Annotated in this window: 15 protein-coding genes; 7 read left to right on the plus strand and 8 right to left on the minus strand. The window is 61.0% G+C overall.

Annotated elements, in window-relative coordinates; translation table 11 throughout:
- Positions 1-227 precede the first annotated feature (227 nt).
- Genes GQR96_RS21535 through ygjK form a run of 3 tightly spaced genes read left to right on the plus strand, consistent with a single transcriptional unit; the run spans position 228 to position 5,102 of the window.
- Complete coding sequence (locus GQR96_RS21535; protein WP_017899717.1) at positions 228-1,661, plus strand: amino acid permease; 1,434 nt, start codon at positions 228-230, stop codon at positions 1,659-1,661.
- 13 nt (positions 1,662-1,674) lie between these two features.
- Positions 1,675-2,733: a protein YgjJ gene (ygjJ, locus tag GQR96_RS21540; protein ID WP_048325788.1), complete on the plus strand. Its 1,059-nt coding sequence runs from the start codon at positions 1,675-1,677 to the stop codon at positions 2,731-2,733.
- A 17-nt stretch (positions 2,734-2,750) separates the two neighbouring features.
- Positions 2,751-5,102 carry an alpha-glucosidase gene (gene ygjK, locus GQR96_RS21545; protein ID WP_065903902.1) on the plus strand — a complete coding sequence of 784 codons (2,352 nt, stop codon included), beginning with the start codon at positions 2,751-2,753 and terminating at the stop codon, positions 5,100-5,102.
- 101 nt (positions 5,103-5,203) lie between these two features.
- On the opposite strand, the gene lsrG is transcribed toward ygjK, so the two are convergent.
- Genes lsrG through lsrA form a run of 6 tightly spaced genes read right to left on the minus strand, consistent with a single transcriptional unit; the run spans position 5,204 to position 10,929 of the window.
- Complete coding sequence (gene lsrG, locus GQR96_RS21550) at positions 5,204-5,500, minus strand: (4S)-4-hydroxy-5-phosphonooxypentane-2,3-dione isomerase (RefSeq protein WP_004181386.1); 297 nt, start codon at positions 5,498-5,500, stop codon at positions 5,204-5,206.
- Positions 5,497-6,384, minus strand: coding sequence for a 3-hydroxy-5-phosphonooxypentane-2,4-dione thiolase (lsrF, locus tag GQR96_RS21555; RefSeq protein ID WP_004206100.1), 888 nt, complete (start codon positions 6,382-6,384; stop codon positions 5,497-5,499). The genes lsrG and lsrF overlap by 4 nt, the downstream gene beginning before the upstream one ends.
- 11 nt (positions 6,385-6,395) lie before the next feature.
- On the minus strand, positions 6,396-7,409 hold the full coding sequence (lsrB, locus tag GQR96_RS21560; protein ID WP_004206101.1) for an autoinducer 2 ABC transporter substrate-binding protein LsrB: 1,014 nt from the start codon (positions 7,407-7,409) through the stop codon (positions 6,396-6,398).
- Positions 7,406-8,410 carry an autoinducer 2 ABC transporter permease LsrD gene (gene lsrD / locus GQR96_RS21565; protein ID WP_065903899.1) on the minus strand — a complete coding sequence of 335 codons (1,005 nt, stop codon included), beginning with the start codon at positions 8,408-8,410 and terminating at the stop codon, positions 7,406-7,408. The genes lsrB and lsrD overlap by 4 nt, the downstream gene beginning before the upstream one ends.
- On the minus strand, positions 8,411-9,445 hold the full coding sequence (lsrC, locus tag GQR96_RS21570; protein WP_062914468.1) for an autoinducer 2 ABC transporter permease LsrC: 1,035 nt from the start codon (positions 9,443-9,445) through the stop codon (positions 8,411-8,413). It lies immediately after the preceding gene.
- Positions 9,442-10,929, minus strand: a complete 1,488-nt coding sequence (lsrA, locus tag GQR96_RS21575) for an autoinducer 2 ABC transporter ATP-binding protein LsrA (protein WP_017900672.1) — start codon at positions 10,927-10,929, stop codon at positions 9,442-9,444. The genes lsrC and lsrA overlap by 4 nt, the downstream gene beginning before the upstream one ends.
- A gap of 218 nt (positions 10,930-11,147) precedes the next feature.
- On the opposite strand from lsrA, the gene lsrR reads away from it, so the two are divergent.
- From lsrR to GQR96_RS21590, 3 genes are all read left to right on the plus strand, one after another.
- Complete coding sequence (gene lsrR / locus GQR96_RS21580; protein ID WP_004206105.1) at positions 11,148-12,119, plus strand: transcriptional regulator LsrR; 972 nt, start codon at positions 11,148-11,150, stop codon at positions 12,117-12,119.
- A 37-nt stretch (positions 12,120-12,156) separates the two neighbouring features.
- Positions 12,157-13,755 carry an autoinducer-2 kinase gene (gene lsrK, locus GQR96_RS21585; RefSeq protein WP_017900671.1) on the plus strand — a complete coding sequence of 533 codons (1,599 nt, stop codon included), beginning with the start codon at positions 12,157-12,159 and terminating at the stop codon, positions 13,753-13,755.
- Between the two features lie 516 nt (positions 13,756-14,271).
- Positions 14,272-16,293 (plus strand): NADPH-dependent 2,4-dienoyl-CoA reductase, encoded by a 2,022-nt coding sequence (locus tag GQR96_RS21590; protein WP_065903896.1) that lies wholly within the window; start codon positions 14,272-14,274, stop codon positions 16,291-16,293.
- Positions 16,294-16,424: 131 nt separating this feature from the next.
- Here the strand turns inward: GQR96_RS21590 and rlmG are convergent, their stop codons facing one another.
- Both rlmG and GQR96_RS21600 read right to left on the minus strand, forming a co-directional pair.
- On the minus strand, positions 16,425-17,555 hold the full coding sequence (rlmG, locus tag GQR96_RS21595; RefSeq protein WP_048295620.1) for a 23S rRNA (guanine(1835)-N(2))-methyltransferase RlmG: 1,131 nt from the start codon (positions 17,553-17,555) through the stop codon (positions 16,425-16,427).
- Positions 17,556-17,640: 85 nt separating this feature from the next.
- The gene (locus GQR96_RS21600) at positions 17,641-18,348 is read right to left on the minus strand and encodes a B3/B4 domain-containing protein (protein ID WP_065903892.1); all 708 of its coding nucleotides are present in this window, start codon (positions 18,346-18,348) and stop codon (positions 17,641-17,643) included.
- 43 nt (positions 18,349-18,391) lie between these two features.
- Here GQR96_RS21600 and GQR96_RS21605 point away from each other — a divergent pair, with 43 nt between their 5' ends.
- Complete coding sequence (locus GQR96_RS21605) at positions 18,392-18,994, plus strand: helix-turn-helix domain-containing protein (protein ID WP_004206112.1); 603 nt, start codon at positions 18,392-18,394, stop codon at positions 18,992-18,994.
- The last annotated feature ends 4 nt before the right edge of the window (positions 18,995-18,998 follow it).

Raw genomic sequence — 18,998 nt, forward strand, 5'->3', positions numbered from 1 at the left:
TTCCTGTCGTCCCGTCAGCCCCTCATCGGCTGGCGGGATTTTTTTAACCCTCGCCTGATTACGTATTACTCAACCTTTTTCGTGATCGAGTTAAAGCTATTCGGTTTCTTTACTTCTATTTACTAAAACTTTTACTAAAATCGACATTAATTCTTAACTACCTCTACCCTACAAACAACACAACCCCCTTCAGTGACCCTCTGAAGGACAATGTGTGGAGATGTGTTATGTCTGATACTAAACGTAATACCATCGGCAAGTTCGGCCTGTTATCGCTGACCTTTGCCGCCGTTTACAGTTTCAATAACGTCATCAACAACAATATCGAACTGGGGCTGGCGTCGGCGCCGATGTTCTTCCTCGCTACCCTGTTCTACTTCATTCCGTTTTGCCTGATTATCGCCGAGTTCGTGTCGCTGAATAAAAACTCCGAGGCCGGGGTTTACGCCTGGGTGAAGAGTTCGCTCGGCGGCCGTTGGGCGTTTATCACCGCCTATACCTACTGGTTCGTAAACCTGTTTTTCTTCACCTCGCTGCTGCCGCGCGTGATCGCCTATGCCTCTTACGCCTTCCTCGGCTACGAATACATTCTGACGCCGTTCGCCACCACCGTGTTGAGCATGGCACTGTTCGCTTTCTCCACCTGGATCTCCACCAACGGCGCGAAAATGCTGGGGCCTATCACCTCCGTCACCTCATCGCTGATGCTGCTGCTGACGCTCTCTTATATTCTGCTGGCCGGTTCCGCACTGGTGGGCGGCGTGCAGCCAGCGGATCCGATCACCGTCGAAGCGATGATCCCTAACTTCAACTGGGCGTTCCTCGGTATTACCACGTGGATCTTTATGGCGGCGGGCGGCGCGGAATCGGTGGCGGTGTACGTCAACGATGTGAAAGGCGGCTCGAAATCCTTCGTTAAAGTGATCATCCTCGCCGGGATCTTCATCGGCGTGCTGTACTCGATCTCCTCCGTGCTGATCAACGTCTTCGTCAGCAGCAAAGAGCTGAAGTTTACCGGCGGATCGGTGCAGGTGTTCCACGGCCTGGCGGCTTACTTTGGCCTGCCGGAAATGCTGATGAACCGCTTCGTCGGCCTCGTTTCGTTTACCGCGATGTTTGGCTCGCTACTGATGTGGACCGCCACTCCGGTTAAAATTTTCTTCTCGGAAATTCCCTCCGGCATCTTTGGTAAAAAAACCGTCGAGCTCAATGAGAACGGTGTCCCGGCGCGCGCGGCCTGGATCCAGTATCTGATCGTTATTCCACTGATGATCATCCCGACGCTGGGATCCAACACCGTGCAGGATCTGATGAACACCATCATCAACATGACCGCCGCCGCTTCCATGCTGCCGCCGCTGTTCATCATGCTGGCCTACCTCAACCTGCGCCGCAAGCTCGACCATCTGCCGCGCGATTTCCGCATGGGCTCGCGTACCACCGGCATCGTGGTGGTATCCATGCTGATTGTGATTTTCGCCATCGGTTTCGTCGCCTCAACCTTCCCAACCGGCGGCAACATCCTGACCATTATTTTCTACAACGTTGGCGGGATCGTGATTTTCCTTGGCTTCGCGTGGTGGAAATACAGCAGATACGTCAAAGGATTAACCCAGGAACAACAACAAATAGAAGCGGCTCCGGCTTCCCATACCTCTTAAATACCTTAAAAAAATGAAAACTAACTCTTACTTATACGGGGCACTCGTTGCCCTGGCTTTTTGCGCCCCTGCGGCGGCCGCTGAGACCGTCCATCCGGCCGAGCACGACGATACCAAAACGCCGGAATTAACCACCACCTCCTATCGCTTTTACGGCGAGTTGGGGGTTGGCGGATACATGGATTTAGAAGGCGAGGACAAACATAGATACAGCGATGGCACCTATATCGAGGGCGGGCTGGAGGTCAAAAACGGCCACTGGTTCGGGCTGATTTACGGCGAAGCCTGGACGGTACAGGCCGATAGCCAGGGCAATGCCTGGACGCCCGGCCACAGCTGGGGCGGCGTGGAAGGCGGCCTTAACCGCCTCTATGGCGGCTATAAAACCGATAACAACACCGAGATCATGCTCAGCCTGCGCCAGGACTCGTCGCTGGACGACCTGCAGTGGTGGGGCGACTTTACCCCCGATCTGGGTTACGTGATCCCCAATACCCGCGACATCATGTACGCGCTGAAGGTACAAAACCGCAGCGGCGATTTCCGCTATAGCGTCACCGCCACGCCGGCCGGGCATCACGATGAAAGCAAGGCCTGGCTGCACTTCGGCAAATACGATCGCTATGACGATAAGTACACCTATCCGGCGATGATCAACGGCTACGTACAGTACGACATCGTCAAAGACGTCACCTGGATGAACGGCCTTGAAGTGACCGACGGCACCGGGCAGCTATTCCTGACCGGCGTTCTGTCGCCCAATCTGGCCTTCCGCGCCTGGCACCATACCGGCCGCGCCAAAGGGCTGGATGTCCCCGGCAGCGAAACCGGCTTTATGGCCAGCGCCATGTATGAAGCATTAAGCGGGCTCTACTTCTCCACCGCATACAGCTACGCCAAACACCGCCCGGACCACGCCGCTGATGAAACCACCGCGTTTATGCAATTTGGCATCTGGTACGAATACGGCGGCGGTCGTTTCGCCACCGCCGCCGACAGCCGTTTCTATACCAGCAACGCCAGCGGCGACCCCAGCGACAAAATTTTCCTGATGCAATACTTCTACTGGTAACAAGGAGCCGAGATACCATGAACCTCACCACTACGCTGACGCCGCTTGCCTGCGCGCTGATGCTGAGTTTTTCCGCCCATGCCGTCACCGCGCAGGCGTTTAAAAACGTCATCGACCGCAGCGGCGCGCCGCAGTATATGCAGGATTTCGACGCCGATGACCACCAGCGCTTCAACCCCTTTTTCGACCTCGGGGCGTGGCACGGCCACCTGCTGCCCGATGGCCCGGCGACCATGGGCGGCTTCCCCGGCCCGGCGCTGCTGACCGAAGAGTACATCAACTTTATGGCCACCAACTTCGATCGCCTGACGGTGTATCAGAACGGCAAAAAGGTCGATTTCACCCTGCAGGCCTGGAGCCTGCCCGGCGCGCTGAAACAAACGCTGACCGCCCCCGGCGTGAAGGTGGAGATGACGCTGCGCTTCGCCAGCGCCCACACTTCACTGCTGGAGACCAAAATCACCAGCAACACTCCGCTGAAGCTGGTGTGGGATGGCGAACTGCTGGAAAAACTGGCCGCCAAAGAGGGTAAAGCGCTATCGGACAAAACCATTGATGAAGCCTTCCCGGACTATCAGCGCCGTCTGAGCGCCACGCCCGACGGCCTGACGGTCAGCTTTGGCAAGGTTCGCGCCGCCTCCGACCTGATGACCTCCGGCGAATCGCAGTATCAGATCCACCGTTCGCTGGTAACCGAGACCCGTATCGACGGCCACCGCTTTACCAGCAGCGCGGAGATCCGCGGCTCCACCATCCTGTACACTACCTATTCGCACCTACTTACCGCGGAGCAAGCGCGCCAGGAAAAAGCGCAAATCCGCGATATTCTGGCGCGCCCGGCGTATTATCTCGCCGCCTCCGAACAGCGCTGGGACGGCTATCTGCAAAAAGGGCTCATTAATCCGGACGCCACCGCCGAACAGACTCGCGTAGCGGTGAAAGCCATTGAGACGCTCAACGGCAACTGGCGCGCGCCGGGCGGCGCGGTGCATTACCACACCGTCACCCCATCCGTGACCGGCCGCTGGTTCTCCGGCAACCAGACCTGGCCGTGGGATACCTGGAAGCAAGCCTACGCCATGGCCCACTTCAACCCGGATATCGCCAAAGAGAATATCCGCGCCGTCTTCTCCTGGCAGATTAAAGCCAATGATAAGGTGCGTCCGCAGGATGCCGGATTTGTGCCCGATCTGATTGCCTGGAACCTGAGCCCCGAGCGCGGCGGCGACGGCGGCAACTGGAACGAACGCAACACTAAGCCAAGCCTCGCGGCCTGGTCGGTGATGGAGGTGTATAACGTCACCAAAGATAAAGCGTGGCTGGAAGAGATGTATCCGAAGCTGGTGGCCTATCACGACTGGTGGCTGCGCAATCGCGACCATAACGGTAACGGCGTGCCGGAATATGGCGCGACCCGCGATAAGGCGCACAACACCGCCGACGGCGCCATGCTGTTCACGGTGAAAAAAGGGCAAACCGAGCAGACGCTTTCCGGCCTCAGCGCCTACGAGCAGGTGACGGCCAAAGGCGATTACGACAGCCTCGAAATCCCGGCGCAGGTAGCGGCATCGTGGGAATCCGGGCGAGACGATGCGGCGGTATTTGGTTTTATCGATAAAGAACAGCTGGATAAATATGTCGCCAACGGCGGCAAACGCAGCGACTGGACGGTCAAATTCGCCGAAAACCGCGACCGCGACGGCAACCTGCTGGGGTATTCGCTGCTTCAGGAGTCGGTCGATCAGGCCAGCTATATGTACAGCGATAACCACTATCTGGCGCAGATGGCGACCGTTCTTGGCAAAGCGGAAGAGGCAAAGCGCTATCAGGCGCTGGCGGCGAAGCTGGCGGATTATATCAATACCTGCATGTTCGACCCGCAGACCCGCTTCTATTACGACATTCGTATCGAGGAACAACCGCTAGCCAACGGCTGCGCCGGTAAACCGATCGTCGAGCGCGGCAAAGGGCCGGAAGGCTGGTCGCCGCTGTTTAACGGCGCGGCGACGCAGCAACATGCTGACGATGTGATTTCGGTGATGCTCGACCCGAAAGAGTTCAACACCTTTGTGCCGCTGGGCACCGCCGCACTGACCAACCCGGCCTTTGGCGCCGATATTTACTGGCGTGGACGGGTGTGGGTGGATCAGTTCTGGTTCGGCCTGAAGGGAATGGAGCGCTACGGTCATCGCGATGAGGCGCTGAAGCTGGCGGACGCCTTCTTCCAGCACGCCAAAGGCTTAACCGCCGATGGCCCGATTCAGGAGAACTACAATCCGCTGACTGGCGCCCAGCAGGGGGCGCCCAACTTCTCGTGGAGCGCGGCGCATTTATATATGTTGTATAACGAGTTTTTCCGTAAGCCGTAGCGTTTTCCCCTCACCCTAACCCTCTCCCACAGGGAGAGGGAACCGTTCGAAGCCGCTTTTCTCCCTCTCCCCTCGGGAGAGGGTCGGGGTGAGGGCTCGTCTCACACCTGCGGCAGCAGGCCGATAAAGCTGCGCTTCTGCCGCGGCTGCGACATCATCTCCTCCAGCTTTTCGACGCAGGCTAAATAGTGCGGGGTTTTCTTGTGCGCCAGCACCGCCTCATCGTCTTTATAGGCTTCGTAGATAAAAAAGCGGGTCTTCACTTCCGGATCCTGCAGGACATCAAAGCGCAGGTTGCCCGGCTCCCGCAGCGCGCCTTCGTGGTTGGCGCGAAATACCTCGAGAAACTCGTCGACCCGCTCCGGTTTGATATTGATCTCCACCAGCGTCACGTTCATTTCCGCTCTCCCTGTTTCTCTTCCTGCCAGAACTGGTACGCTTCGCGCGCGTTCAGATTCTCATGCACCACCTTTTTCACCGCCTTCAGCATCGCCCGTGGGGCGCTGGACTGGAAGATATTGCGTCCCATATCCACCCCGGACGCCCCCTGGTCGATCGCCCGCCAGCACATCTCCAGCGCCTCATGCTCCGGCAGCTTTTTGCCCCCGGCGATGACGATCGGTACCGGGCAGCTGGCGGTCACTTTCTCAAAACCGTCCTCAACAAAATAAGTCTTCACAAACTGCGCCCCCATTTCGGCGGCAATCCGGCTGGCCAGCGAGAAGTAGCGGGCGTCGCGGGCCATCTCTTTGCCGACGCCAGTGACCGCCAGGACCGGCATACCGTAGCGGTTGCCGGCGTCCACCAGTTTGATGATGTTATTGATCGACTGATGTTCGTATTCGCTGCCGATATAGACCTGCGCCGCCACCGCGCAAACGTTGAGACGCAGGGCGTCCTCCATCGCCACCGCCACGCATTCGTTGGAGAGTTCGCTTAAAATCGAGTTACCGCCGGAGGCGCGCAGCACCACCGGTTTATTGGTCGCCGCCGGTACCTGACTGCGCAATACGCCGCGGGTACACATCAGCACGTCGGTCTCCTCGAACAGCGGCGCAATCGACAGGTCGATACGCTCCAGCCCAGTGGTTGGCCCCTGGAAGTAACCGTGGTCGAAGGCCAGCATGACCGTGCGGTTGCTGTGCGGATTAAAAATGCGCGCCAGCCGCGACTGCATGCCCCAGTCCAGCGAGCCGCAGCCTTTCAGGGTGTACAGCGTGTTCTGCTGCGGGCGGTCGAGGCCGAAGTCCTTGCCCTCTTTGATATCATCTAAATCAGCCATCTCATCCTCCGTCAGAAGTCGTAGTTATTGATGTTCTCTTTGCTGAACACCACGCGCTCCGGCAGCAACACGATACCGTTGCCCTTCGCCTCATACTGGTAGCCCTGCACGCTGTTCGGTTCGACCTTCAGCGAGCCGATATCTTTCACCTCAACGCTATCCCCGACGTTAAGATCGCCCTTTTTCAGTAATCGATCGGCGACGTTAACCGCAATTTTGCCCTGCTGAACCACATCCCACAGACCAAAGGCTTTCACCGTGCCGCGCTCCACGTAGGGGCGCATCACATTGGGTGTACTAAAGCCGACGATCGCCACGCCCTGACGCTTGAGGTTCTCCGCCGCCTGCGCCGCCGCCGGCAGGGCATTGGCATCCGGCGCGATAATGGCGTCGAGATCCGGATACGCTTTTAAGATCCCCTCGGCAGTTTGCAGCGATTTGGTGGCATCGTTATAGCCAAACTGGGTGGTGACGATTTGCCACTGCGGATGTTCTTTTTCGATTTTGGCTTTGGCTTCCTTCACCCACTGGTTCTGGTCGGTCACCGTCGGGCTGGAGTAGAAAAACGCCACTTTGGCAGCGGGCTTCGTCACCTGCTTTTCCGCCATCTCCACCAGCAGGCCGCCGAGCTGCTGCGGCGTGCCCTGATTGATATAGATGCTGCGGCACTCCGGCTTGGTATCGGAATCCCAGGTCAGGACTTTCACCCCGCGCTGCATCGCCCGCTTCAGCGCCGGACACAGGCCGTCCGGTGAGACGGCTGAGACGATAATCGCGTTGTAGCCCTGGTTGACGAAGTTGTTGATAAGCTGCACCTGGCCGGAGACGCTGGGCTCGGTTGGGCCGTCATAGGTGACATCCACGCCCAGCGCTTTCCCCGCCTCTTTCGCGCCGTTGCCGCCGCTGGTAAAGAAGCCGACGCCGACTAGCTTAGGAATAAAGGCGATGCGGTCCGCCGCTTGCGCGGTTGCCACGCTCATCGCCAGCGCCAGCGCGCTGACCTGCAGGATACGTTTTGTTTTCATTGTTGTGCTCCGATTGTTTTACGCGAGAAAAGACGCCGCCAGGTCGCGCGCACCCATTCACGGTGCAGGCTCAGCGAACGCCCCATCACCACCACAACCAACAGCGCCCCTGACAGCGCGCTCGACACCTGGTTGGGGATGCCGACCATCTGTAAACCCTGTTGCAGATACCCCACCAGCAATGCCGCCAGCGCGGTACCCAGTATCGATCCCGAGCCGCCGTAAATATTGGCCCCACCGAGCACCGCCGCGGTCAGCGCCGGCATCAGCAGGTCACGGCCTAAATCCGAACGCGCCGAGCCGAAATAGGAGACCATCACCAGCGCCGCGACCGCCGAGGCAATACCGACCAGGCCATACAGCACATACGGGATGCCGTTCACCGACAGCGCCGCATAGCGCGCGGCGCGCGGGTTTTGCCCGAGTAAAAAGAGGTGGCGGCCAAAGCGCCCGCGATGGGCCAGCAGCCAGAAGAGAAAGGTGATACCCGCGAACAGCACCAGCGGCAGCGGCAGCCCGCCCAGAGTTAAATTGGCGAAGGCGGTGAAGCTGTCGGGAAAGCCGCCGATCCCCTCATAACCGGTGGCGCCGGCCATGCCGGAAAGCAGCAGCGCGCCGCCGCCGTACAGATACAGCGTCCCGAGGGTGATCACCAACGGGCTGATGCCGGTGTAGTGGATCAGCGCGGCGTTGATTAGCCCGCACAGCAGCCCCAGCAGCAACGTCAGCGACACCGCCAGCCACAGCGGCCAGCCCGCCTGGGTCATCACCCCGAGGGCGATGGCGCACAGTCCGATGGTCGAGCCCAGCGAAATATCGATCCCGCCGCTGATAATCACCAGCGTCAGCGGCAGCGCGACGATGCCGATGCAGATAAAGTCGCTGGTGCTAAAGAGCAGCATATTGAGATCCAGCATGCGCGGATTCAGCTCGCCGAACAGCAGGATTTCCACGACTAATAACGCCAGCAGCGCGCTTTCCCAGTTAAGCTTCAGCTTCATTTAAGCCACCTCTTTGCTTTTGCGTTCGGGAAAGCGGGCAACCTGTTTGCCCCCTTTGTTGCCGGGCTGGAAACGACCGTACTTCAGCGCCCGCTGATGGCGGGCCAGCGCCTGGCGCAGGCGTCCATCAAGCACCAGCACCCCGAGCAGCACCAGGCCGGCGATAAAGTCATTCCACCAGGCAGGAAGGCGGAACAGCACCAGCACGGTGTCGATTTGGGTGAGGAAAAAGGCGCCGAGAAACGCGCCGAGCAGCGTACCGGTGCCGCCGAGCAGCGATATTCCGCCCAGCACGCAGGCGGCGATGGCTTTCATCTCCAGGCCGCTGCCGGTCTGATTGGGCACAAAGCCAATCTGCGCGGCGAAGACGATCCCGGCGCAGGCCGCCAGCATACCGTTGAGGGTAAAAGCCAGCATCCGTGTGCGATTGACCGCCACGCCCAGCTGGCGGGCAGCGGCGAGGTTATCGCCAACGGCATAGAAATCACGTCCAGAGGCGGTGCGCGACAGCAGCCAGCCGCCCGCCAGCAGCAGCGCCAGCACCAGCCAGCCCAGCGGCGACACGCCGATAAACGCGGGCTCCGAGAGCGATTTCAGGCTGTCGGGCAAGCCTTCGATCCATTTCCCTCCGGTCCACAGCAGCATCACCCCGCGATACAACCCCAGCGTGCCGAGCGTCGCGACGATCGCCGGAATGCGCAGCCCCACCACCAGCAGGCCGTTAAAAGCCCCGGCCAGCGCGCCTATCGCCAGCGCGAAGGCGATCGCCGTCGCCAGCCCGTAGCCGTTGTTCAGCGCTACCCCAACGGCGATGGCGCTCAGGCCAACGGTGGAGCCCACCGACACGTCGATATTGCGGGTCAGCATCACCAGCGTCGCCCCCAGCGCCAGCAGGCACAGGATTTGTGAGCTGGCGAAAATCATCGCCAGCGTCTGCAGGCTGAAATAGGCCGGATTGAGCGCCACCAGCACGGCAAACAGCGCCACGATGGCAAAAAAGGCGCTCAGTTCGCGATTCTTGAATAACGTTTTCATGCCTGCCCTCCGAAGGCCAGGGTCATCATGCGATCGACGGTCACCGCCTGCCGCGCCAGCTCGCCGCTGTGGCGGCCCTGATGCATCACCAGCACCCGGTCGGCCAGACCGACGAACTCCTCCACATCGGAAGAGATCATCAGCACCGCCACATTTTGCGCGGCGACGCTTTTCAGCAGCTGATAGATATCGGCGCGGGCGGAGACATCCACGCCGCGCGTCGGCTCATCGACAATCAGCAGCAACGGATTAGCTTCCAGACAGCGCGCCAGCAGCACCTTCTGCTGGTTGCCGCCGGAGAGAGTGCGTACCGGCTGGTCGCCATCGGCCAGCTTGATCCCCAGCGCCCGGTGATAGCGCTCGACCACCGCCGCCTCCCGTTTCCCCTGCTGCCACCACGACGGCTGATTGAACATCACCGTGTTCCAGCGCACCGGCGCATCGAGAAACAGCCCGGAGACCTGGCGGTCTTCCGGCAGATAGACCAGCCCGCTGGCCAACCTGGCGCGGGTGCTCTCCTGACTAATCTCGCGGTTCTCCAGCCAGATCCTCCCGGCGCGCGGCGGACGCAGGCCGTATAAGGTTTCGGCAAATTCGGTGCGCCCGGATCCCACCAGCCCGGCAAGGCCGACGATCTCCCCGGCGCGGATCTCCAGACTGAGATCGATAAAACCTTCGCCAGTTAGATCCTCCACCCGCAGCACGGGAAAATCCTGCGCCTGGGTACGGCGATTGCCCGGTAGCGCCAGCCACAGCTTTTGCGTGTCGCTCAGCGCATGGTCGCGGCTGGCCGGCGTCATGGCGCTGATAAGCTGTTGGTCGCCGTAGCCCGCCGTTTCGCCACTGAGCACCACTGCCCCGTCGCGCATCACCGACACATGGCTGGCCAGCTGGCGGATTTCCGGCAGTTTGTGCGAGATAAAGACGATCCCAACGTCCAGCGCCTGTAACGCGCGGATCTGGCTAAACAGTCTCTCGGTTTCACCCGGCGTTAAAGAGGCGGTGGGTTCATCCAGGATCAGGATCCGCGCCTCGCGCATCAGGCCGCGCAGGATCTCGACCATCTGTTGATCGGCCACTTCCAACGTGCTGGCGCTGGCATCGAGGTTGATCTGGCAGTTCAGCTGCTGCAGTTTTTCCTGCAGCCGCGCGGTGGTATCCGCCCGCTTCGGCAGACGAAAGAGAATGTTCTCGCGCACGCTGAGGTTGGGAAACAGCATTGGCTCCTGCGGCACCAGATAGATGCCCAGCTGGTGGGCCAACGCCGGGTTAAGGCGCGCAAACGCGCGTTCGCCGATCGTCAGTTCACCGCTATCCGGGGTTTCGACGCCGGCGATGATCTTCATCAGCGTCGATTTACCCGCGCCGTTGCCCCCCATCAGCGCATGCACCTGGCCCGCGCATAGCGTAAAGTCGATGCCCTTCAGCACGGCAACGCCGGAGAACTGTTTGCGGATCTGGCGAGCTTCAAGCAGTGGCTTCATCGTCGCGCCTCGTTTGAACAAATGATTTTTAAATTTAATAATGTTCAAAAGCGTAGACGGTGAACTATATTTACAACCGTGCGAAGATCACAGTTTGGCGCTTTAGATCGTCCGGAAAAAAGCGGCCAGAGATGAAAGATCCGTTTTGCCAGTCGGCTCACACTTTCCGGCCGCGCAATAGCGAACATATGATCTAAATTTTTATAAGAGTTCAATTTATGAGCGAAAAACGCATTACGGAAGACCATCGCTACGCCGGGCTGGCGTTAGCCGAGGAAGAGCTGGTGGCGCGGGTGGCGTGGTGTTACTACCACGACGGCCTGACGCAAAACGACATCGGCGAGCGTTTGGGGCTGCCGCGGCTGAAGATTTCCCGCCTGCTGGAGAAAGGCCGCCAGTCCGGGGTGATTCGCGTGCAGATCAACTCGCGCTATGAGGGCTGTCTGGCGCTGGAAAGTGAACTCCAGCAGCGCTTTGGCCTCAAGATTGCCCGTGTGCTGCCGGCGCTCAACACCCCGCCGATGAATACCCGGCTGGGGATCGGTGCCGCGCAGTCGCTGATGGGCATTCTGCAACCGGGACAGCTGCTGGCGGTCGGCTTCGGCGAAGCCACCATGAGCTGCCTGCAGCATCTCAGCGGCTTTATCGGCTCGCAGCAGGTGCGACTGGTCACTCTCTCCGGCGGCGTCGGCCCCTATATGACCGGCATCGGCCAACTGGATGCCGCCTGCAGCGTCAGTATTATTCCGGCGCCGCTGCGGGTCTCGTCGGCGGAGGTCGCTGAGATCCTGCGCCGCGAATCCAGCGTGCGCGATGTGATGCTGGCGGCGACGGCGGCGGACGCGGCGGTGGTTGGCATTGGCGCTATCGATCAGCGGCGCGACGCGACCATTCTGCGCTCCGGCTATATCAGCGAGGGCGAACAGCTGATGTACGCCCGCAAAGGGGCGGTCGGCGACATTTTAGGTTATTTCCTGCAGGCCGACGGCCGGCCGGTAGAAGGACTGGAGATCCATCGGGAACTGCTCGGCGTGACCCTTGATGAGCTGGCGCAGCTGCCGACCATCGTCGGCGTCGCCGGGGGAGAACAAAAAGCGCAGGCGATTCATGCCGCTCTGATTGGCAAGCGCATTAATGGCCTGGTAACGGAAGAGACAACAGCACGCGCGGTGCTCGCACTGGCCTCCTGACGGCCCGGCGCCGCGCGACAACAGTGAGGCGCATGTCATGAGTTACCTGTTAGCGTTAGATGCCGGGACCGGCAGCATACGGGCGGTCATTTTCGATCTTAATGGCCGCCAGCTGGCGGTGGGCCAGGCCGAATGGAAACACCTGAGCGTCGATAACGTCCCCGGCTCGATGGAGTTCGACCTTACCACCAACTGGCAGCTGGCCTGCCAGTGCATTCGCCAGGCGCTCGACGCCGCCCGGCTCTCTGCCGCCGATATTCAGTCCGTCGCCTGCTGTTCGATGCGCGAAGGGATCGTCCTCTATGACCGCAACGGCGAGGCCATCTGGGCCTGCGCCAACGTTGATGCCCGCGCCAGCCGCGAAGTGGCGGAGCTTAAGGAGATCCACGACTATCGTTTTGAATCCGAGGTGTACGAGGTCTCCGGGCAAACGCTGGCGCTCAGCGCCATGCCACGCCTGCTGTGGCTGGCGCACCATCGTCCCGATATCTACCGCAAGGCGGCGACTATCACCATGATCAGCGACTGGCTGGCGGCGAAGCTTTCCGGCGAGCTGGCGGTCGACCCGTCAAACGCAGGCACCACCGGCATGCTCGATCTGTTCAGCCGCGACTGGCGTCCGGCGCTGCTGGATATGGCCGGGCTACGCGCCGATATGCTCTCGCCGGTGAAAGAGACCGGCACGCTGCTGGGCGCCGTCACCGAAGCAGCAGCCCAGCAGAGCGGCCTGCGCGTCGGGACGCCGGTGGTGATGGGCGGCGGCGACGTGCAGCTCGGCTGCCTCGGGCTCGGGGTGGTACGCGCCGGGCAAAGCGCGGTACTCGGCGGCACTTTCTGGCAGCAGGTGGTCAATCTGCCGCAGGTGCGCACCGACCCGCAGATGAATATCCGCGTCAATCCTCACGTGATCCCCGGCATGGCGCAGGCGGAATCGATCAGTTTCTTTACCGGACTGACCATGCGCTGGTTCCGCGACGCCTTCTGCGCTGAAGAAAAGCTGATTGCCGAGCGTCTCGGCGTCGATGCCTATTCGCTGCTGGAGGAGATGGCCAGCCGCGTACCCGCCGGTTCCCACGGCGTGATGCCTATTTTTTCCGACGCCATGCACTTTAAGCAGTGGTACCACGCTGCGCCATCGTTTATTAACCTCTCCATCGATCCGGAGAAGTGCAATAAAGCCACCCTGTTCCGGGCCCTGGAGGAGAACGCGGCGATTGTCTCCGCCTGCAATCTGGCGCAGATTTCGCAGTTTTCCGGGGTGACTTTCGACAGCCTGGTGTTTGCCGGCGGCGGTTCGAAGGGAGCGCTGTGGAGCCAGATCCTCAGCGACGTCACCGGCCTGCCGGTGCGGGTGCCGGTGGTCCGCGAAGCCACTGCCCTCGGCTGCGCCATTGCCGCCGGCGCTGGCGCCGGGCTGTACGGCGATATGGCCAGCGCTGGAGAAAAGTTAGTGAGCTGGCACCGCGAATTCAGCCCTAATCCGCAGCATCGCGAGCTTTATCAGGAGATGATGAGTAAATGGCAGTCGGTGTATGCCGATCAGCTTGGTCTTGTCGATAGCGGGCTGACAACATCGATGTGGCAGGCGCCGGGTCTGGAACGCCGCCAGCGCGTTGCGTCTTCCCCCTCACCCTAACCCTCTCCCGGAGGGAGAGGGAACCGTTTGGCGCTGGCCTGGATATCGGTGCCCGTCTTCGCCCTCACCCTAACCCTCTCCCGGCGGGAGAAGGAACCGTCCGGCGCTGGCCTGGATATCGGTGCCCGTCTTCGCCCTCACCCTAACCCTCTCCCGGCGGGAGAAGGAACCGTCCGGCGCTGGCCTGAATATCGGTGCCCGTCTTCGCCCTCACCCTAACCCTCTCCCGGCGGGAGAGGGAACCGTCCGGCGCTGGCCTGGATATCGGTGCCCGTCTTCGCCCTCACCCTAACCCTCTCCCGGCGGGAGAAGGAACCGTCTGGCGCAAGCCTGAATACCAGTGCTGGTCCGCCTTTCTCCCTCTCCCTTTGGGGGAGGGCCGGGGTGAGGGGCAACGCTTCGCCGTTCTTTGAATCCCATCACAATCACCGCACTCCCCTTTTCCCTTTTTCTCCACGACGGCTAAATTAGTAACTCATCCGACCACATAACAATAATTTTACATTGGAAGCCATTATGAGCCGCTATCCGTCGCTTTTCGCCCCGCTTGAGCTGGGCTTCACCACCCTTAAAAACCGCGTGTTGATGGGCTCCATGCATACCGGTCTGGAAGAACTGCCCGACGGCGCGCGGCGGTTAGCGGCCTTTTACGCCGAGCGTGCGCGTCACGGCGTGGCGCTGATCGTCACCGGCGGCATCGCTCCCGCCCCGTCCGGGGTGACCATGGCCGGCGGCGCGGTGCTCAACGATGCCAGCCATCTGGCGCATCATCGCCAGATCACCGACGCGGTACATCAGGAAGGCGGCAAAATCGCTCTGCAGATCCTGCACACCGGGCGCTACAGCTACCAGCCCGCGCTGGTCGCCCCCTCGCCTCTGCAGGCGCCGATTAACCGGTTCACCCCTCATGAGCTGAGCCACAACGAGATCCTCACGCTGATCGATGATTTTGCCCACTGCGCCCAGCTCGCGCGGGAAGCGGGCTATGACGGCGTCGAGGTGATGGGCTCTGAGGGCTATCTGATTAACGAATTCCTCGCCGCGCGCACTAACCAGCGCAGCGATCAATGGGGCGGCGATTACGCGCGCCGTATGCGATTCGCCGTTGAAGTGGTCAAGGCCGTGCGCCAGCGCGCCGGTCACGATTTCATTATCATCTACCGCCTATCGATGCTCGATCTGGTCAACGACGGCAGCACGCTGGCGGAAGTCACTGAACTGGCCAAAGCGATTGAAGCGGCGGGAGCGACCATCATCAACACCGGGATCGGCTGGCACGAAGCGCGCATTCCAACCATCGCCACGCCGGTACCGCGCGGCGCCTTTAGCTGGGTCACCCGCAAGCTGAAAGGCGCGGTGTCGATCCCGCTGATCACCACCAACCGCATCAACGATCCGCAGGTCGCGGAGGATATTCTCGCCCGCGGCGATGCCGATATGGTATCGATGGCCCGCCCGTTCCTCGCCGACGCCGAATTTATGTCAAAAGCGCAGAACGATCGTGCCGATCAGATCAACACCTGCATCGGCTGCAACCAGGCGTGTCTCGATCGGATCTTCGTCGGCAAAGTCACCTCCTGTCTGGTCAACCCGCGCGCCTGTCATGAAACCCTGATGCCGGTCCTGCCTGCCAACGCGCCTAAACGGCTGGCGGTGGTCGGCGCCGGGCCGGCCGGTCTGGCCTTTGCCGTTAACGCCGCCGCCCGTGGCCATCAGGTCACGTTGTTCGATGCGCTGCCGGAGATCGGCGGCCAGTTTAATATCGCCAAACAGATCCCTGGCAAAGAGGAGTTCCACGAGACGCTGCGTTACTACCGCACCATGCTCGATCTTAACGGCGTCGATCTGCGCCTGAACACCCGCGTTACGGCAGACGATCTGCTGGCTTTCGATGAGACGATCCTCGCCACCGGTATCGCCCCGCGCCTGCCGGCGATCGCCGGGATCGATCATCCCAAGGTGCTCAGCTACCTGGATGTCTTGCGCGACAAAGCGCCGGTTGGCGCGAAGGTGGCGATCATCGGCTGCGGCGGCATCGGCTTCGACACCGCGATGTACCTAAGCCAGTCGGGCGTGGCCACCAGCCAGGATATCGGCGAATTCTGCCGCGAATGGGGTATCGATACCAGCCTGCAAACGGCGGGAGGGCTGCGTCCTGAAGGCCCGCAGCTGAGTCAAAGCCCGCGACAGATTGTGATGCTGCAGCGCAAAGCGAGCAAACCGGGCGAAGGGCTCGGCAAAACCACCGGCTGGATCCATCGCGCGACGCTGCTGGCGCGCGGCGTGAAAATGATCCCGGGGGTCAGCTATGAGAAGATCGATGATGAGGGGTTACATGTGACTATCGGCGGTGAACGCCAGCTGCTGGCGGTGGATCATGTGATTGTCTGCGCCGGTCAGGAGCCGCGCCGCGAGCTGGCGGAACCGCTGCGCGCGGCAGGGAAAACGGTGCATTTGATCGGCGGCTGCGACGTGGCGGCGGAGCTGGATGCGCGCCGGGCGATTGCCCAGGGCACGAAGCTGGCGCTGACGATTTAGCCGTGTCCCGGGGGCGGCGCGATGCGCCTTCCCCGGGCTACCACGATAATCCCGCACGCTAGCCCGGCGAAGGCGTCAGCCGGTAGCCCGGCTAAGGCGACAGCCGCAAGCCGGGTAAACTGCGACAAGTATCAGCGCTGCTTACGCACCTTGGTCGCTTTCAAAATGACGAACTTATTGTTCGTCGCAATCGTCGTGCAATTACCAAACGCGCGCTTCAGCTTACGGAAGTAATCGAGGTGGCGGTTGCCGACGACGTACAGCTCGCCGCCGTATTTCAGGCTGCGGCGGGCGTCGTTAAACATCTGCCAGGCAATATGGTCGGTAATGGCGTGCTGCTGATGGAACGGCGGATTGCACAGGATCGCCGTAAAGCGGTCCGGCTCAATGCCGGAGAGCGAGTTGTTGACCATAAATTCACAGCGGTCGATATCGTCCGGCAGGTTGTGCTCGACGTTCAACCGGCTGGAAGCCACCGCCATGTGCGACTCATCGGTGAACATGACCCGCGCGTTCGGGTTCTGCGCCAGCGCCTGCAGGCCAATCACCCCGTTGCCGCAGCCGAGATCGGCGATCTCGCCTTCTAAATTAGACGGTAAATGCTGCAGGAAGAAGCGCGCGCCGATATCCAGACCGCTGCGGGCAAAAACGTTGGCATGGTTGTGGATGGTCCACGGCGTGCCGTCCAGCTTCCAGCTGTAGGTTTGCGGCGCATCGGCCAGCTCAGGGGCGGTGAAAACGCAGTGGATCAGACGCGCTTTTTTCCATGCCAGCGAGGTGGTGGTGGTACCGAGAATTTTTTCAAACAGCGCCAGCGTCGAGTTATGCACATCGCGGGCTTTCGCCGCGGCGATAATACGGGTTTCCGGCGTCACCACTTGGCGCAGGGCGCGCAGCTGCTGTTCCAGCAGCGCCAGCTGCTTTGGCACCTTAATCAGCACCAGCGCCGGCGCGGCCGGCAGCGGGCTCAGGCTATCCTGAAAGCGCACGCTCTCTTCATCAATGCCGTTCATCCGCAGGTTGTGGCGGGTCGCCAGCTCGGAAATAAAGGAATCGTTGATGCTGACGGGGTTGCGCTCCGCCAGCGCGCAGGCGAGCGCGCCGAAGCCGTCGTTGAAGATGAGCGTCAGGCCGTCGACGTCATTCACCTGTTGCAGCAGATATTCATCCGCCGCTTCCCACGCCTGAAGCGCTTCTTCTTCAGCGTTAGGTGGGAACCGCTCTAATGTGAATAACTCACCGTTTAACTCTGCCTGGCTCATCGCCTCTCCGCCTCCGGAATAGTAAAACCCGCGAGTTTATACGCAAATCCTGTCCAGTTGAAGAGAGATCGCTGATCATCGCCGCTCAGCGTAGATCGCCCTCGTCATCGGCTTGCAGCAGCGTTATCGACGCGCGGGCGCCGGGCATCAGCTGCTGCAGATAGCCTACCAGCCGCTCTCCCGCCTCTTGCAGGGCCGACAACGGCATCGCCGGCAGGCTTTCGAGAATAAACCACATCGTCTGCGCGCCGCTGTCCAGCCGGGTACGTACGCCCTGTCGCCAGTTCCAGCGTCGGCAGGTTACGCCTATATCATCCCGCCAGATGACTTCGCCCGGCTCCGGATATTCCACCACCGGCTCCGCCGATTTTAGCGTATCGAATGGCTCATCGCCGCGGGCAATGGCCAGCCGCGGTTCGCCACGATAGGCGGCCAGATTTTCCCCACCGACCGGGACGGCATAGCGAATGCTGATCGCGTTGTAGATATCCACTACCGGATCGATGGCCGGCAGGCTCCCCTCTTTCAGCACCCGCTTGCGCAGCGCCTGCGCCGAACAGGGGGTACGTTTCGCCTTCGCGCCGAAGGCGCTGAAGGCTTCATCCCATGCCGCCAGGTGCGCTTGCGCCCAGGGCACATCATCCTGCTGCACCGCCTGGCAGGCCTCGGCCAGCGCCTGCTCCGCGACGGCGGGATTGGCCACCGGCGCACTCTCCACCACAATACTTAATGCCCGAAAGCCCGGCGCCAGGCGGCTGACCGCAGATTCGATTGACGGCGTTACGCTACGCATTCGATAATCCTGTAATGACCAATTTGTTTCATCATAGTGACCAATGAACGTAAAAGTCAATATAACGACCGATTCAGGAGCTGATGTCGACCAGGTAAGTCGCGCCGTCGCCACGCGGCTGAAGGCCTACCGTAAAGCGAAAAAAATGTCGCTGGACGAGCTATCGCGCCGGGCCAGCATCAGCAAAGGTATGCTGGTCGAGATGGAAAAAGAGGCCGCCAACCCCAGCATTGCGATCCTCTGCAAACTCGCCGCCGCGCTGGGCGTTTCGGTGGCGGATATCGTCAATGTGGCAAGCGAACCCGCGTTGCATATTATTCCCGCCGAGCAGATCCCCACCCTCTGGCAAGGCCCGCTGGGAGGCAGCGCCAGGCTTCTCGCCGGCACCGCCGGGCCGAATATGATTGAGCTGTGGCGCTGGGAGATGCAGCCCGGCGAAGCCTTTACCTCGCCCGGCCACCCGGCGACGACCTTCGAGCTGCTGCACGTGGAAGCCGGCGCGCTGACGCTGACGCTTGGCGAGACCTGCCGCACGGTGGCGGTCGGAGAATCCGCGGTGGCCCGCACCGAAATAGAGCACGGTTACCGCAATGAGGGTACTGCGCCGCTGGTCTTTACCATGACCGTGGCTGAACTGCCCTCCTGACAGA

This window comes from Klebsiella sp. PCX (assembly GCF_021869705.1).
Classification (GTDB): Bacteria; Pseudomonadota; Gammaproteobacteria; order Enterobacterales; family Enterobacteriaceae; genus Klebsiella; species Klebsiella quasipneumoniae.

What these genes read in the sequence shown, in the direction of transcription:
- GQR96_RS21535 (WP_017899717.1), top strand. Translation starts at nt 228, where the DNA reads ATGTCTGATACTAAACGTAATACCATCGGCAAGTTCGGCCTGTTATCG.
- ygjJ (WP_048325788.1), top strand. Translation starts at nt 1,675, where the DNA reads ATGAAAACTAACTCTTACTTATACGGGGCACTCGTTGCCCTGGCTTTT.
- ygjK (WP_065903902.1), top strand. Translation starts at nt 2,751, where the DNA reads ATGAACCTCACCACTACGCTGACGCCGCTTGCCTGCGCGCTGATGCTG.
- lsrG (WP_004181386.1), bottom strand. Translation starts at nt 5,500, where the DNA reads ATGAACGTGACGCTGGTGGAGATCAATATCAAACCGGAGCGGGTCGAC.
- lsrF (WP_004206100.1), bottom strand. Translation starts at nt 6,384, where the DNA reads ATGGCTGATTTAGATGATATCAAAGAGGGCAAGGACTTCGGCCTCGAC.
- lsrB (WP_004206101.1), bottom strand. Translation starts at nt 7,409, where the DNA reads ATGAAAACAAAACGTATCCTGCAGGTCAGCGCGCTGGCGCTGGCGATG.
- lsrD (WP_065903899.1), bottom strand. Translation starts at nt 8,410, where the DNA reads ATGAAGCTGAAGCTTAACTGGGAAAGCGCGCTGCTGGCGTTATTAGTC.
- lsrC (WP_062914468.1), bottom strand. Translation starts at nt 9,445, where the DNA reads ATGAAAACGTTATTCAAGAATCGCGAACTGAGCGCCTTTTTTGCCATC.
- lsrA (WP_017900672.1), bottom strand. Translation starts at nt 10,929, where the DNA reads ATGAAGCCACTGCTTGAAGCTCGCCAGATCCGCAAACAGTTCTCCGGC.
- lsrR (WP_004206105.1), top strand. Translation starts at nt 11,148, where the DNA reads ATGAGCGAAAAACGCATTACGGAAGACCATCGCTACGCCGGGCTGGCG.
- lsrK (WP_017900671.1), top strand. Translation starts at nt 12,157, where the DNA reads ATGAGTTACCTGTTAGCGTTAGATGCCGGGACCGGCAGCATACGGGCG.
- GQR96_RS21590 (WP_065903896.1), top strand. Translation starts at nt 14,272, where the DNA reads ATGAGCCGCTATCCGTCGCTTTTCGCCCCGCTTGAGCTGGGCTTCACC.
- rlmG (WP_048295620.1), bottom strand. Translation starts at nt 17,555, where the DNA reads ATGAGCCAGGCAGAGTTAAACGGTGAGTTATTCACATTAGAGCGGTTC.
- GQR96_RS21600 (WP_065903892.1), bottom strand. Translation starts at nt 18,348, where the DNA reads ATGCGTAGCGTAACGCCGTCAATCGAATCTGCGGTCAGCCGCCTGGCG.
- GQR96_RS21605 (WP_004206112.1), top strand. Translation starts at nt 18,392, where the DNA reads ATGAACGTAAAAGTCAATATAACGACCGATTCAGGAGCTGATGTCGAC.